Annotated in this window: 12 protein-coding genes; 9 read left to right on the top strand and 3 right to left on the bottom strand. The window is 52.7% G+C overall.

Annotated features, from left to right (window positions below; genetic code table 11):
* The first annotated feature begins 57 nt into the window (after positions 1 to 57).
* On the top strand, positions 58 to 2115 hold the full coding sequence (locus tag P9J57_RS20120; RefSeq protein ID WP_014594998.1) for an AsmA family protein: 2058 nt from the start codon (positions 58 to 60) through the stop codon (positions 2113 to 2115).
* On the opposite strand, the gene ppiC is transcribed toward P9J57_RS20120, so the two are convergent.
* Complete coding sequence (gene ppiC, locus P9J57_RS20115; RefSeq protein ID WP_013024048.1) at positions 2116 to 2397, bottom strand: peptidylprolyl isomerase PpiC; 282 nt, start codon at positions 2395 to 2397, stop codon at positions 2116 to 2118.
* A gap of 147 nt (positions 2398 to 2544) precedes the next feature.
* Here ppiC and rep point away from each other — a divergent pair, with 147 nt between their 5' ends.
* Positions 2545 to 4566, top strand: coding sequence for a DNA helicase Rep (gene rep, locus P9J57_RS20110; RefSeq protein ID WP_029569329.1), 2022 nt, complete (start codon positions 2545 to 2547; stop codon positions 4564 to 4566).
* 16 nt (positions 4567 to 4582) lie between these two features.
* On the opposite strand, the gene gppA is transcribed toward rep, so the two are convergent.
* Together gppA and rhlB are read right to left on the bottom strand one after the other, a co-directional pair.
* On the bottom strand, positions 4583 to 6067 hold the full coding sequence (gene gppA, locus P9J57_RS20105) for a guanosine-5'-triphosphate,3'-diphosphate diphosphatase (protein WP_014594999.1): 1485 nt from the start codon (positions 6065 to 6067) through the stop codon (positions 4583 to 4585).
* Positions 6068 to 6074: 7 nt separating this feature from the next.
* Complete coding sequence (gene rhlB / locus P9J57_RS20100) at positions 6075 to 7367, bottom strand: ATP-dependent RNA helicase RhlB (protein ID WP_013024051.1); 1293 nt, start codon at positions 7365 to 7367, stop codon at positions 6075 to 6077.
* A 117-nt stretch (positions 7368 to 7484) separates the two neighbouring features.
* Between rhlB and trxA the strand changes: the two genes are divergently transcribed.
* From trxA to rfbB, 7 genes are all read left to right on the top strand, one after another.
* Positions 7485 to 7817 carry a thioredoxin TrxA gene (gene trxA, locus P9J57_RS20095; RefSeq protein ID WP_006121430.1) on the top strand — a complete coding sequence of 111 codons (333 nt, stop codon included), beginning with the start codon at positions 7485 to 7487 and terminating at the stop codon, positions 7815 to 7817.
* Positions 7818 to 8158: 341 nt separating this feature from the next.
* The gene (gene rho / locus P9J57_RS20090) at positions 8159 to 9418 is read left to right on the top strand and encodes a transcription termination factor Rho (protein WP_006121431.1); all 1260 of its coding nucleotides are present in this window, start codon (positions 8159 to 8161) and stop codon (positions 9416 to 9418) included.
* 278 nt (positions 9419 to 9696) lie between these two features.
* A complete protein-coding gene (gene wecA / locus P9J57_RS20085; protein ID WP_014595000.1) occupies positions 9697 to 10785 on the top strand; it encodes a UDP-N-acetylglucosamine--undecaprenyl-phosphate N-acetylglucosaminephosphotransferase in 1089 nt (362 codons plus the stop codon).
* Between the two features lie 23 nt (positions 10786 to 10808).
* Positions 10809 to 11858 carry an ECA polysaccharide chain length modulation protein gene (gene wzzE / locus P9J57_RS20080; RefSeq protein ID WP_013024053.1) on the top strand — a complete coding sequence of 350 codons (1050 nt, stop codon included), beginning with the start codon at positions 10809 to 10811 and terminating at the stop codon, positions 11856 to 11858.
* 10 nt (positions 11859 to 11868) lie between these two features.
* Positions 11869 to 12999 (top strand): non-hydrolyzing UDP-N-acetylglucosamine 2-epimerase, encoded by a 1131-nt coding sequence (gene wecB / locus P9J57_RS20075; protein WP_013024054.1) that lies wholly within the window; start codon positions 11869 to 11871, stop codon positions 12997 to 12999.
* Positions 12996 to 14255, top strand: a complete 1260-nt coding sequence (wecC, locus tag P9J57_RS20070) for a UDP-N-acetyl-D-mannosamine dehydrogenase (protein WP_013024055.1) — start codon at positions 12996 to 12998, stop codon at positions 14253 to 14255. The genes wecB and wecC overlap by 4 nt, the downstream gene beginning before the upstream one ends.
* The gene (gene rfbB / locus P9J57_RS20065; protein ID WP_014595002.1) at positions 14252 to 15322 is read left to right on the top strand and encodes a dTDP-glucose 4,6-dehydratase; all 1071 of its coding nucleotides are present in this window, start codon (positions 14252 to 14254) and stop codon (positions 15320 to 15322) included. Before wecC ends, rfbB begins: the two co-directional genes overlap by 4 nt.

Genomic DNA, 15322 nt, shown 5'->3' with positions numbered 1-15322 from the left:
CCCGCGCGCTCTCGACTATCTTTAACGGAGACCGTGAAAGAGCAGGGAGGAAGCCTAATGTCACGCGCCGGAAAAATTGTAAGCTGGATTGGCGGGATTGTTGTATTGCTGATCGTCGTTGTAGTGATAGTCATTGCAACATTCGACTGGAATCGCCTGAAACCCACTATTAATCAGAAAGTGTCTGCGGAACTTAACCGTCCCTTTGCCATTCGGGGGGATTTGGGCGTCGCATGGCAGCGTAACCCTGAAGAACCCGGATGGCGCGGCTGGTTACCCTGGCCTCATCTGCACGCCGAAGACATTATGTTGGGCAATCCCCCTGATATTCCTGACGTGACCATGATCCACCTGCAACGCGTGGACGCCACACTTGCCCCTCTGGCCCTACTGCACAAAGAAGTCTTTATCCCGTGGATAAAACTGCAGCAGCCTGATGCCCGCCTGATTCAGACCGCCGATAAGAAAAACAACTGGACCTTTACCCTCGCTGACAGCGACAGCAAAGATGATAATGCGCCACCTTCAGCCTGGTCATTTCGTCTCGATAATATTCTGTTCGATCAGGGCACCATTCTCTACCGCGATGCCGTTAACCAGGCCGATGTCACGCTGAAGGTTAACCCGCTCGGCAAGCCTGTGCCCTATTCACAAATCGCGGGCGGAGACGATAAACAACAAGGCGCGGGTGATTTTGTCTTTGGCTGGCAGGCAAGCGGCAGCTACCACAATGAAAAACTCACGGGTCAGGGCAAGATTGGCGGCATGTTATCCCTGCGTAGTCAGACCACAGCGTTCCCGATTCAGGCAGACGTCCGGAACGGTAGCACGCGCGTACAGCTGACCGGCGGCGTTCAGGATCCCCTGAATCTGGGCGGGCTGGACGTGCGTCTACGTTTTTCTGGCGATACGTTGGCAAACCTCTATGGTCTGACCGGCGTTCTGTTACCGGATACGCCGCCTTATGAAACCGATGGCCGCCTGATTGCCAAATTTACCGGCAAAGACGGCGCCGTTTTTCGTTACCAGGGATTTAATGGTCATATTGGCGACAGCGATATTCATGGCTCTCTGACCTACAGCCAGGGCAAGCCACGGCCAAAACTGGTCGGTGAACTCAGATCGGATCAGTTACGTATGGCGGATCTGGGCCCGTTGATCGGCGTTAACTCGGGCAAGGGCAGCGAGAAAACCGAACAGGCCAAGGCAAAACGCGGTGAAAAAACCGTACAGCCTGCGGATCGCGTTCTGCCTCACGACAGGTTCGACACCAAAAGCTGGGACGTTATGGATGCGGATGTGAAGTTTAGCGGCAAGCGCATCGAACACAGCAGTTCACTACCGTTGAGCGATCTTTATACCCATTTGCAGCTCGATAACGGAAACCTGCTGCTTGATCCACTCCGTTTCGGTATGGCGGGCGGTAATCTGAACAGCACCATCCGCCTGGAAGGGAATCGCTCACCGATGCGGGGCCGGGCCGATATTCATGCCCGTAAACTTCGCCTGCGCCAGCTGTTCCCCGACGTACAGGCAATGCAAAACAGCCTTGGGCAGTTGAACGGCGATGCCAGCCTGACCGGCACCGGCAACTCCGTTGCTGACCTGCTGGCAACCAGCAACGGTCAGTTGAAACTGCTGATGAACGACGGACTGATCAGCCGCAACCTGATGGAAATTGCCGGACTCAACGTCGGCAACTATCTGGTCGGTAAGCTGTTTGGTGATGATGAAGTTCGTATTAACTGTGCGGCCACCGATCTTAAACTGCAAAACGGTCTGGCCACGCCAAACCTGTTCGTGTTCGATACGGAAAATGCCGTCATTAACGTGTCAGGCAACGCGAACTTTGCCAACGAGCGGCTGGATCTTTCAGTCAATCCAGAAAGTAAAGGCATCCGAATCGTGACCCTGCGCTCGCCCTTGTATGTTCGGGGCACCTTCAAGCATCCGGACGCTGGCGTGAAAACCGGTCCCTTACTGGCACGCGGGGCGGCGGCGGTGGCATTAGGTGCTGTGGTCGGGCCTGCGGCAGCGCTGTTGGCGCTGATTTCACCCAGTGATACTGACGAGAATCAGTGCAGCCGGGTCCTGCAGCAAATGAAGAAGAAGTGATCAGTTGCGATAGAGCACTTTGATAATGTGATAACCAAAAGCGGTTTTCACCGGCCCGAAAGGTTGTAGCAACGGGCAGGTGAATACCGCTTTATCAAAAGCCGCGACCATTTTTCCCCGACGAAACTCGCCTAAATCTCCCCCGTTCCGACCAGAAGGGCACACAGAATGCTTGCGGGCAAGCTGCTGGAAGTTTTCGCCTTTTTGCAGTTTTTCCAGCAGGGCGATAGCCTGCGCCTCGTGTTTCACCAGAATATGTAAAGCTGCGGCAGTTTTCGCCATGATAATGTCTCTGTTGTGTATAATCGTCCCCCATTATAAACCTGTCTTTTCAAATCGCAGATGCGTTTACCGCACCTGTTCACTGAGCCTGTACATGCCGGCTTGCGGTTTGAAATCGGTATCTTATTTCAACAGAGCGATGTCCCGATGCGTTTAAACTCCAGCCAACAACGAGCCGTCGAATTTGTTACCGGTCCCTGTCTGGTGCTGGCAGGCGCTGGCTCGGGAAAAACCCGCGTAATCACCAACAAAATCGCGCATCTGATTCGTGAGTGTGGCTATCAGGCCCGCCATATCGCCGCCGTGACCTTCACCAATAAAGCCTCACGCGAAATGAAAGAGCGCGTGGCGCAAACGCTGGGGCGCAAAGAGGCGCGCGGCCTGATGATCTCCACGTTTCACACGCTGGGTCTGGAAATCATCAAGCGCGAATATGTGGCGCTGGGCATGAAGTCCAACTTTTCCCTGTTCGACGATCAGGATCAGTTGGCGTTACTCAAAGACCTCACCAGCGAGTGGCTGGAAGAGGACAAGACGTTACTGCAGCAGCTCATTTCTACCATTTCGAACTGGAAAAACGATCTGGTCGATCCGCCGCAGGCGGCCGCGCTGGCCCGCTCGGAGCGGGATAACGTGTTTGCCCATTGCTATGCCCTGTATGACCGGCATCTCAAATCCTGTAACGTGCTGGATTTTGACGACCTCATTCTGTTGCCTACGCTTCTGCTACAGCGTAATCAGGACGTCCGCGAGCGCTGGCAACAACGTATTCGCTACCTGCTGGTGGATGAATATCAGGACACAAACACCAGTCAGTACGAACTGGTGAAGCTGTTGGTCGGCACCCGTGCGCGTTTTACCGTTGTAGGAGATGACGATCAGTCGATTTACTCCTGGCGCGGTGCCCGGCCACAGAATCTGGTCCTGCTTAATGAGGATTTTCCGGCGCTGGAGGTGGTCAAGCTTGAGCAAAACTACCGCTCTTCACAGCGTATTCTCAAAGCCGCGAATATTTTGATCGCCAATAATCCCCATGTGTTTGAGAAGCGTCTTTTTTCTGAACTGGGTCTGGGCAGTGAACTCAAGGTGCTGAGTGCCAATAGCGAAGAACATGAGGCCGAACGGGTAACGGGCGAACTCATTGCCCATCACTTTATCAATAAAACGCAGTATAAAGATTACGCGATACTGTACCGCGGTAATCATCAGTCCCGCGTGTTCGAAAAATTCTTGATGCAGAACCGCATTCCCTATCGCATTTCAGGCGGGACCTCGTTTTTCTCTCGTCCTGAGATCAAAGACCTGCTGGCTTATCTGCGGGTGCTGACCAATCCCGATGATGACAGCGCTTTCTTGCGTATTGTGAATACGCCACGGCGCGAGATTGGTCCGGCAACGCTGCAAAAACTCGGTGAGTGGGCCAATATCCGCAATAAAAGCCTGTTTAACGCCAGCTTTGATGTGGGCCTTGGGCAAACGCTGACGGGGCGCGGCCTTGAACATCTGCAGCGCTTCACCCACTGGCTCAACGACATTATCCAGCTCAGTGAGCGTGAACCGGTTAATGCCGTGCGCGATCTGATTCGCGGCATCGATTACGAAAGCTGGCTGTTTGAGACATCGGGCAGCCCCAAAGCCGCTGAAATGCGGATGAAAAACGTCAATACGCTGTTTCAGTGGATGACGGAAATGCTGGAGGGCAGCGATCTGGATGAGCCGATGACGCTGGCGCAGGTTGTCACCCGCTTTACGCTGCGCGACATGATGGAGCGCGGTGAGAGCGACGAAGAGCTTGATCAGGTACAGCTGATGACGCTTCATGCCTCAAAAGGGCTGGAGTTCCCCTACGTGTTTCTGGTCGGCATGGAAGAAGGGCTGTTGCCGCATCAGAGCAGTATCGATGAGAACAACATCGAGGAAGAGCGCCGTCTGGCCTACGTTGGCATTACCCGCGCTCAGAAAGAGCTGACGTTTACCTTGTGTCGGGAGCGCCGTCAGTATGGTGAGCTCATCCGCCCTGAACCCAGCCGCTTTCTGCTGGAGCTGCCGCAGGACGACGTAGTGTGGGAAACCGAGCGCAAAGTGGTCAGTGCAGAAGAGCGCATGAAAACCGGCCAGAGTCGGGTGGCCGGGTTGCGTGCAATGCTGGAAAAGGCGAAAAAGAGCTAATCCGTCGCAGACGGGATCAGGAAAGCGTTAACGACCAGTGAACATAGGACTGATAGTGGCTTTCCTGTTCGAGCAGCTCGGCCCGCAGAGGATGTGCTTCCAGCCAGCCCGCCGGTAACGTAACGTGCAGTGCTTCATCATCCGCCTGCATACGAACGGCGGGTAACGTGTCATCACGACGCCGAGTCGAGAAGATAATGGACAGCCGTAGCAGACGGCACAAACGCTCGGCTAGCCGCGGCGGCAGGGCGTTTTGTTGCGTGAGTAGCGCAAGGTCGATGCTGCCACTTTGATTTTGCAGTAAACAGGCCAGCAATTTTTTCTGCGCTGGGGTGAACCCCGGAAGATCGAGGTGGCGAACCAGATAGGCCGCGTGCTGCGGTGCCTGACGGAAATCGACGCTCAGCCCGATTTCATGAATCGCACAGGCGCTTAGCAGAAGCTCCCGACAGCGCTGATCCAGTTTCCAGTGAACACTGACCTGGCGAAAAAAACTTTCCGCTAGCTGCCGGACTCTGTCTGCCTGGCAGACATCAATATTGAACCGGCGCTGCACATTTTGCAGCGTGCGGCTGCGAATATCGCGATCGACAGGCAGGTGCAGCATTCCGTACACCAGCCCTTCGCGCAGCGCGCCGCCGGCCAGCGTCATGCTGTCAATATTGAGTTCCTGAAAGATGGCGATAAGAATGGACAAACCGCTTGGAAACACTAACGCCCGCTCCAGCGTCAGGCCTTCGATTTCAAGCTCTTCAAGTTTGCCGCACTGAATGGCCCGCTGTTTTAACTGCTGTAGCTTACTCAGGGTGATGCGCTCATCCATGCCTTGGGCGACCATGATTTCCTGCAGGGCCTGAACGGTTCCGGACGCACCAACGCACACCTGCCAGCTCTGTTTGCGCAGTTCTCCGGCAACAGGTTTCAGCATCGCTTTGGCAGCCTCTTCAGCCTGGTCAAAATTCTCTTTAGCCAGGTGGCGATCGCCAAAGAATCGCTCCAGCCAGGTGACACAGCCCATCTGCAGGCTAAACAACACGTTGGCATGGGAGCCATCGCCGGTGGCTAACTCTGTGCTGCCACCGCCGATATCCACGACCAGGCGTTGATCGGAACCCCCGGTAGTATGTGCTACGCCTTGATAAATCAGACGCGCTTCTTCTTCGCCGCTAATCACATTGATGGTGCAACCCAGAATCTGTTGCGCCTTATCAAGAAACGCCTGCGCATTAGCAGCAATGCGTAACGTGGCGGTTGCCACTACCCGAATTTGATCGGGAGGAATATCCTGAAGCTGTTCAGAGAAAAGCCGCAGACATTGCCAGCCCCGGGCCATGGCTTCGGCGGACAGGCAATTGGATTTATCCAGGCCTGCTGCCAGGCGCACCTTGCGCTTGATTTTGGCGATGGTCTGGATACTTCCTGACACTTCGCTGACGACCAGCATATGAAAGCTGTTAGAGCCTAAATCAATTGCAGCATAGAGAGTCGATGCGCTTAGCATGGTCAACTTAACCCGAACGTTTACGGTTGCTATGACGGGGTGCACCGCGACGGCCGGTATTGTTGCCTCCGCGACGCTGACCGTTGCCTGAGCGATTGCGCGTCAGACGTTTCGGTGGCGGTAATTCAGTTAACAGCGCGTCGCTGTTGTATTTACTCACCGGAATGCTGTGACCAATGTACTCTTCAATACCGGGCAGGTTTAATGCGTACTCTTCACAGGCCAGGCTGATGGAGTGACCGCTTGCGCCTGCACGTCCCGTACGGCCAATGCGGTGAACATAGTCTTCGCGATCGTCCGGCAGGTCATAGTTAAATACGTGCGTCACCGCAGGAATATGCAGGCCACGAGCCGCAACGTCGGTCGCGACCAGAATATCAATATCGCCTTTGGTAAAGTCATCCAGGATACGTAAACGCTTCTTCTGTGCCACGTCACCCGTCAGCAGGCCGACCCGGTGACCGTCTGCAGCCAGATGGCCCCAAATGTCTTCACAGCGATGCTTGGTATTCGCAAAAATGATTGCTCGGTCAGGCCACTCTTCTTCTACCAGCGTCTGTAACAGGCGCATTTTCTCTTCATTCGAAGGGTAGAAAAGCTCTTCTTTAATGCGATGACCGGTTTTTTGCTCAGGTTCAACTTCAACGTATTCGGCGCTGTTCATGTGCTCGAATGCCAGCTCACGCACGCGGTAAGAGAGCGTTGCGGAGAACAGCATGCTCAGGCGTTGCGTGGCCGCAGGCATGCGACGGAACAACCAGCGGATATCTTTTATAAAGCCGAGATCGAACATGCGATCGGCTTCGTCCAGTACCATGACCTGAATGGCACCGAGATTGACGTGATTCTGCTTGGCGTAATCGATTAAACGGCCGGTGGTACCCACCAGAATGTCGACACCGTTTTCCAGTACTTTTAACTGTTTGTCGTAGCCATCGCCACCGTAAGCCAGACCTAATTTAAGGCCGGTTGATGCCGCCAGTGGTTCAGCATCGGCGTGAATTTGCACCGCAAGTTCACGGGTTGGGGCCAGAATTAAAGCGCGAGGTTGGTTAACCTGGCGGCCCTCTGGAGCAGGGTGAGAGAGAAGATGATGAAACGTTGACGTTAAAAACGCCATCGTTTTGCCGGTACCGGTTTGCGCCTGACCTGCGACATCACGCCCTGAAAGCGTAAACGGCAGTGCTAACGCCTGGATAGGCGTGCAGTTATGAAACCCTTTTTTATCAAGGGCTTCCACCACCAGAGGGTGCAGGGCGAAGTCGGAAAACTTCTGTTCAGTTAAGTGTGTTTTGCTCATAGTGTGGTAGAATATCAGCTTACTATCGCTTTACGAAAGCGTATCCGATGAAATAAAGTCAACCAACATTGGTTTATATTACGCCAATTCGCCAGGCACAATCTTGTGGAGTAAAACATGAGCAGCGATAAAATCGTTCATCTGACCGATGACAGTTTCGACACCGACGTGCTAAAAGCCGACGGCGTTATACTGGTAGATTTCTGGGCTGAATGGTGTGGTCCTTGTAAAATGATCGCGCCAATCCTTGATGAAGTTGCAGAAGAGTATGATGGCAAACTGACCATCGCTAAGCTGAATATTGACGATAACCCAGGCACTGCGCCTAAATACGGCATTCGCGGCATCCCGACGCTGCTGCTGTTCAAAAACGGTGAAGTCGCTGCGACAAAAGTGGGCGCATTGTCCAAAGGTCAGTTAAAAGAGTTCCTGAACGCCAACCTGGCGTAATCGGGCCGGGCGTCCGGCAGTGGTTAAATTTTTGCCTGCTGCTGGACGTTCGCTTTTAAGCGTGCTAACTTATTTTCACTGCACTATGAACATACCTTGTAGTTAGCATTCAAAGTTTTCTCTTGTTAGACCCTGTCATACTGTACCTACCAGCGGTTTAGCAATCTAACGACTAGCTCTACTCTGACTAAGTCGACCGTCTCCTCGCTCCCAGTCATTATTCAAGACGATGATCGTTGAGAAGAGTTGAAAAAGTCATTAACAGAACAGGCATGGACTAACTGCCATACCATTCACGACAAACATTTCGAGTATTACCCCGAGTTTAAGAACCCATCAATATGAATCTTACCGAATTAAAGAATACGCCGGTTTCTGAGCTGATTACCCTCGGCGAGAATATGGGGCTGGAAAATCAGGCTCGTATGCGCAAGCAGGACATTATTTTCTCAATCCTGAAGCAGCACGCGAAAAGCGGCGAGGACATCTTCGGTGATGGTGTGCTGGAGATATTGCAGGATGGATTTGGATTCCTCCGCTCTGGAGACAGCTCCTACCTCGCCGGTCCTGATGACATCTACGTTTCTCCCAGCCAAATTCGCCGCTTTAACCTCCGCACTGGTGACACCATCGCCGGCAAAATCCGTCCACCAAAAGAAGGTGAGCGCTACTTTGCCCTGCTGAAAGTTAACGAAGTTAACTACGACAAACCAGAAAACTCGCGTAACAAGATTCTGTTCGAAAACCTCACGCCGCTGCACGCTAACAGCCGTCTGCGTATGGAGCGGGGTAATGGCTCAACTGAAGACTTAACCGCTCGCGTACTGGACCTGGCGTCACCGATTGGTCGTGGTCAGCGTGGTCTGATTGTGGCACCGCCGAAAGCCGGTAAAACGATGCTGCTGCAGAATATCGCGCAGAGCATTGCTTACAACCATCCAGACTGTGTGCTGATGGTGCTGCTAATCGATGAGCGTCCGGAAGAAGTGACAGAGATGCAACGCCTGGTAAAAGGTGAAGTGATCGCGTCTACCTTCGATGAACCGGCTTCGCGTCACGTTCAGGTGGCCGAGATGGTGATCGAAAAGGCCAAGCGCCTGGTCGAGCACAAAAAAGACGTCATCATTTTACTCGACTCCATCACGCGTCTGGCCCGTGCCTACAACACCGTCGTTCCGGCCTCCGGTAAAGTACTGACCGGTGGTGTGGACGCCAACGCCCTGCATCGTCCTAAGCGTTTCTTCGGTGCGGCACGTAATGTGGAAGAGGGCGGGAGCCTGACCATCATTGCGACGGCACTGGTGGATACCGGTTCGAAGATGGATGAAGTGATTTATGAAGAGTTTAAAGGCACCGGTAACATGGAGCTGCATCTCTCACGTAAGATCGCGGAAAAACGCGTATTCCCGGCGATTGACTACAATCGTTCAGGTACCCGTAAAGAAGAGCTGTTAACCTCCCAGGAAGAGCTGCAGAAAATGTGGATCCTGCGTAAGATTATCCATCCAATGGGTGAAATCGACGCGATGGAATTCCTGATTAACAAGTTGGCCATGACCAAAACCAACGACGAATTCTTCGATATGATGAAGCGTTCTTGATCCTGTAGAGCGTCATCTGAGCAAGATGGCGTTTTTTTACTTTAAAAGATCATAAAATAGCCCTGACGCCACGTTCTGACGTGGCGTTTTTTATTTTCGGGCTATAGGATTGAGTGCTGGCAGACGTAATAATAATGACGGTGGCAGTGGTGGACGATTAACCGTTCGTGCACCTCTTCATGCCGAATTCGGAATCTGGAACGGTAACAGGCGTGATTTTTAGCGTATGGTGAGTTCCAGGATGATAGCTGAGAGCGTTTAACGTGAATTTACTCACTATGAGTACTGAGCTTGGTTTAGTTTTTATCTTTTCCCTTGTGTTTCTTTTCCTTGCTCGTAAAGCAGCTAAAAAGGTTGGTCTGGTAGACTCACCTAACTCGCGTAAACGCCATCATGGCGATATCCCACTGGTTGGCGGTATTTCTGTTTTTGCTGGCATTGCTTTCACCTTTGCCATCACTAACTATTATTTGCCCCATGCCACGTTGTACCTGGCCTGCTCAGCAATTTTAGTCATCGTCGGGGCGTTGGATGATCGGTTCGATATCAGCGTCAAAATCCGTGCCGTGATACAGGCTGCGGTGGCTATAGTGATGATGGCTGGCGCGAAACTCTATCTGTTGAGCCTGGGATTCATTATTGGTCCGGTTGAGTTAATTGTGGGGCCCTTTGGTTATGTGTTAACGCTCTTTGCCGTCTGGGCGGCAATCAATGCTTTCAATATGGTTGATGGTATTGATGGGTTACTGGGAGGGCTCTCTTCAGTGACCTTTGGCGCAATGGGCCTTATTCTCTCACTGGATGGTCAATACAGCCTGGCGATGTGGTGCTTTGCAATGATTGCCGCCATCCTCCCCTATATCATTCTCAATCTGGGTTTACTGGGTCGCCGCTATAAAGTTTTTATGGGCGATGCAGGCAGCACGATGATTGGCTTCACCATTATCTGGATTTTGCTGGAAACGACCCAGGGGCTGAGTCATCCCATTTCGCCAGTGACCGCATTATGGCTGATAGCCATCCCGTTGATGGATATGGTCGCCATTATGTACCGCCGTCTGCGCAAGGGGATGAGTCCCTTTTCTGCCGATCGCCAGCATATTCATCATTTATTAATGCGTGCCGGGTTTAGCTCGCGTCAGGCTTTCGTACTGATAACTGTCGCTGCTGCCTTACTTGCAGGCGTGGGTGTGTTGGGTGAGTACCTCGCGTTTGTTCCTGAGTGGGTCATGCTAGTCCTTTTTCTGCTAGCGTTTATGGCCTACGGCTATTGCCTGAAACACTCCTGGCGTATAGCGAGACGCATACGGCGCTTTAAGCGTCGGATGAATACTCCTGGTGATATTGATAAAGAAAAGTTTGATTAGACTTAACAAAGGATAACGCTCTGATGCGCGCTAACGTTGTGGAGAACGAACTGGATATTCGCGGCCTGGGCTGCAGCCTATGGCGTGGAAAGCGCTGGATAGTCGGCTGTGCAATCGTGTTTGCATTGGTAGCCTGGATAGCAACGCTGCTGATGAAACAGGTGTGGAGCACGACCGCGATAACAGGGCGGCCTACGGTGAATATGCTGGGATCCTACTATTCCCAGCAACAGTTCCTGAACAATCTGGATATGCGCAATAACGCTTTAACGTTAAATACGGCGTCACCTACCGTGATGGACGAGGTGTATCAGGAGTTCCTGATGCAGCTCTCATCCTGGGATACCCGCCGGGAGTTTTGGCAGCAAACCGATTATTATAAAACGCGAAAAAGCGGCAATGCCCACAATGATGCTGCCTTGTTGGACGATATGATTGATAACATTCAGTTTACGCCAGCGGATAGCGCACGAAATATTTTCGACAGCGTCAAACTCAAGGCAGAAACTGCTGCGGATGCGAACAATTTGCTGCGCCAGTATATTGCCTATGCCAGTGAACGCGCTGCACGCCATCTCAATGCAGAGTTAACGGGGGCGTGGCAGGCACGGACCAGCCAGCTTAAGGCGCAGGTCAAACGTCAGGAAGACGTAGCGAATGCGGTATTCCTGCGACGGCAACATCGGCTGGAACAGGCGCTGAAAATTGCCAGCCAGCAGGGCATTAATGAAAAGCAGACGCGTGAGGTGAGTGAAAACCTGGCTGACAGCGATCTGTTTTTAATGGGCCAGCCTTTATTGCAGGGGCAGTTAGAAACCCTGAGAGCGACCGGGCCGAGCTTTGATATCAGCTACGACCAAAATAAAGCGATGCTGACCACACTGGATGCAGGCCCGACGCTTAACAGCAAATTCCAGACCTACCGTTATTTGCGTACGCCGGAAGAGCCGGTTTCACGTGACAGTCCCCGCCGGGCATTTATGATGGTGATGTGGGGTGCGGTAGGTGCGCTGGTTGGTGCGGGCGTGGCGCTAGCGCGTCGTCAGCGTCCGATGTCAGATACACAAGATTGAGAGAAACAGTGTGAAAGTTCTGACAGTTTTTGGCACCCGACCTGAAGCCATTAAGATGGCACCACTCGTGCAGGCACTGGCACAGGACCCTGCTTTTGAATCACGGCTGTGCGTCACTGCGCAACACCGTGAAATGCTTGATCAGGTGCTGAGCTTGTTTCAGCTGCAACCTGACTACGATCTCAACGTTATGCGACCCGAACAGGGATTAACGGAGATAACCTGCCGTATTTTACAAGGCATGCATACCGTACTGCTCGATTTCAAACCCGATATTGTACTGGTCCACGGGGATACGACGACCACGCTGGCGGCCAGCCTGGCGGCTTTCTATCAGCAAATCCCCGTCGGGCATGTCGAAGCAGGTTTACGCACGGGCGATCTGGCTTCGCCGTGGCCGGAAGAGGGGAATCGTAAGCTGACGGGACATCTTGCCCGTTTACACTTTACGCCCACACTGCGTTCCCGACAGAACCTGCTGGATGAAAACCTCGCCGACGACAGTATTGTTGTCACCGGTAATACGGTAATTGATGCCTTGCTATGGGTGCGAGATCGGGTGCTGGACGATAATGAGATAAACGCGCAGCTGGCTTCACGCTATCCCTTTCTTGATGACAGTAAAAAGCTGGTACTGGTGACGGGTCATCGTCGTGAAAGCTTCGGCGAAGGTTTTGAGCGCATCTGTAGCGCTCTGGCCCAGATTGCGCGCCAGCATCCTCATGCGCAAATCGTTTATCCGGTCCATCTCAATCCTAACGTACATGAACCCGTTAACCGCATTCTGCGCGGCATTGATAACATTGTGTTGATTGATCCTCAGGAGTATCTGCCGTTTGTCTGGTTGATGAACCGGGCGTGGCTGATTCTCACCGATTCTGGCGGTATTCAGGAAGAAGCGCCTTCACTGGGTAAACCGGTTTTGGTGATGCGTGAAACCACCGAGCGTCCAGAGGCCGTCGAAGCCGGAACGGTGAAGCTGGTTGGTACGGACACGGCAAGAATTGTTAATGAGGTCAGTACATTACTTAACGATGATGAGGCCTGGCAGACCATGAGCCGTGCCCATAACCCTTATGGGGATGGCGAAGCCTGCGGGCGAATATTGCAAGCCTTAAAAGATAACAGAGCCAACTTATGAGTTTTGAAACCATTTCCGTTATTGGACTGGGTTACATTGGGCTGCCAACCGCAGCCGTTTTTGCCTCAAAGGGAAAGAAAGTGGTGGGCGTCGATATCAATGCCCACGCAGTTGACACCATCAATCGTGGTGCCATTCATATTGTCGAACCCGATTTGGATCGGGTGGTTCAGGCTGCGGTCGAGCGTGGAGATTTACGTGCTACGACGCAACCCGAAGCCGCTGACGCTTTTTTGATCGCCGTGCCCACGCCCTTTATGGCGGAGCGCCAACCGGACTTACGCTTTGTGCGTGCGGCTGCGCTGTCGATTGCGCCGGTACTGAAAAAAGGCGATCTGGTGATTCTGGAATCGACTTCTCCGGTTGGCAGTACAGAGCAGATGGCCGACTGGCTGGCCGCGGCGCGACCTGATTTGCGTTTCCCACAGCACGACGGGGATCCTGACGTCTTTGTCGCCTACTGTCCCGAACGCGTTTTACCCGGTCAGATCATGACTGAGCTGATCAGCAACGATCGCGTGATTGGCGGCATGACGCCAGCCTGTTCTGCCCGTGCGAGTGATTTGTATCGTATTTTTTTACAGGGCGAGTGCGTCGAGACAAATGCACGCACCGCTGAAATGTGCAAGCTGACAGAAAACAGCTTCCGCGACGTAAACATCGCCTTTGCCAATGAGCTTTCACTAATTTGTGCTGCGCAGCAGATTAATGTCTGGGAGCTTATTGCACTGGCGAATCGTCATCCGCGCGTCAATATCCTGCAGCCGGGGCCAGGCGTCGGCGGGCACTGCATTGCGGTCGACCCCTGGTTTATCGTGGCGCAGAATCCGGACTTAGCACGCCTGATTCGTACCGCTCGCGAAGTGAATGATGCCAAGCCGCACTGGGTGCTGGACCAGGTAAAAAAAGCGCTGGCAGACTGCCTGATGCAGACCGGAAAACGTGCCAGCGATCTGACCATTGCCTGCTTTGGCCTGGCGTTTAAACCGAACATTGATGACCTGCGTGAAAGCCCAGCCATGGAAGTGGCGCACCTGATTGCCGACTGGCATCAGGGCCGCACGTGGGTAACCGAACCGCATATTCAGCAGATTCCCGACATCCTGGCGACACAGGCCACCCTGGTTTCAACCGAGCAGGCGCTGCAGGAGGCGGATATTTTGGTGATGCTGGTCGATCACCATGCATTCCGCCGTGTTGATGCTGCGCACATTACTCAGCAATGGGTTGTTGATACGAAAGGTGTCTGGCGATGAAAAATTTTTTGATTACGGGTGGTGCCGGGTTTATCGGCTCCGCGCTCGTGCGATTCCTGATAAACGAAACAGAACATAACGTGGTGGTTGTTGATAAGTTGAGCTATGCGGGTAATCTCTCATCGCTCGCCTGCGTTACAGAGAATCCTCGTTTTAAATTTGAACGGGTCGATATATGCGATCGCGCGGCGCTCGACAGCGTTTTTAGTCAGCATCAACCGGACTGCGTTATGCATCTGGCGGCAGAAACCCATGTTGATCGCTCAATTGATGGGCCAATAGCGTTCATAGAAACAAATATAGTTGGAACGTATCAGTTACTGGAAGCGGCCCGTCATTACTGGAATGCCTTGACGGGTGACAGGAAAAAAAACTTCCTGTTCCACCATATCTCAACGGATGAGGTTTTTGGCGATCTAGATGATACTTCGGCATTTTTTACTGAGGATACGCCCTACGCCCCCAGCAGTCCTTACTCAGCAACGAAGGCAAGCAGCGATCATTTGGTACGAGCTTGGTTACGCACTTATGGATTGCCCGTCATTGTGACCAACTGTTCAAATAATTATGGTCCTTATCATTTTCCAGAAAAGCTGATCCCGCTGACAATTATCAATGCGCTTGCAGGAAAATCCTTACCTGTTTATGGAAATGGGCAACAGGTGCGCGACTGGTTATACGTTGAGGATCATGCTCGCGCGCTTTATACGGTGGTCACGCGTGGTAAAACTGGGGAAACCTATAATATTGGCGGTCACAATGAGCGTCAAAATATTGAAGTGGTTGAAACCATTTGTTGTCTGTTAGAAGAACTTGCACCAGAACGTAAACTAACAGGTCTGCATAACTACAAAGATTTGATTAGCTATGTCACCGATCGTCCCGGCCACGATCAGCGCTACGCGATTGATGCCCGTAAAATTGAACGCGAACTAGGCTGGACGCCGCTGGAAACGTTTGAAAGCGGGATGCGTAAAACCGTCAGTTGGTTTCTGGATAACGCCACGTGGTGGCAAGCTATCCTCAATGATCGCTATGACGGTGAACGTCTTGGTCTGAAAAAATAG

Source organism: Pantoea sp. nfd-35, from assembly GCF_056892255.1.
This window is presented reverse-complemented; position numbering and strand designations above follow the sequence as displayed.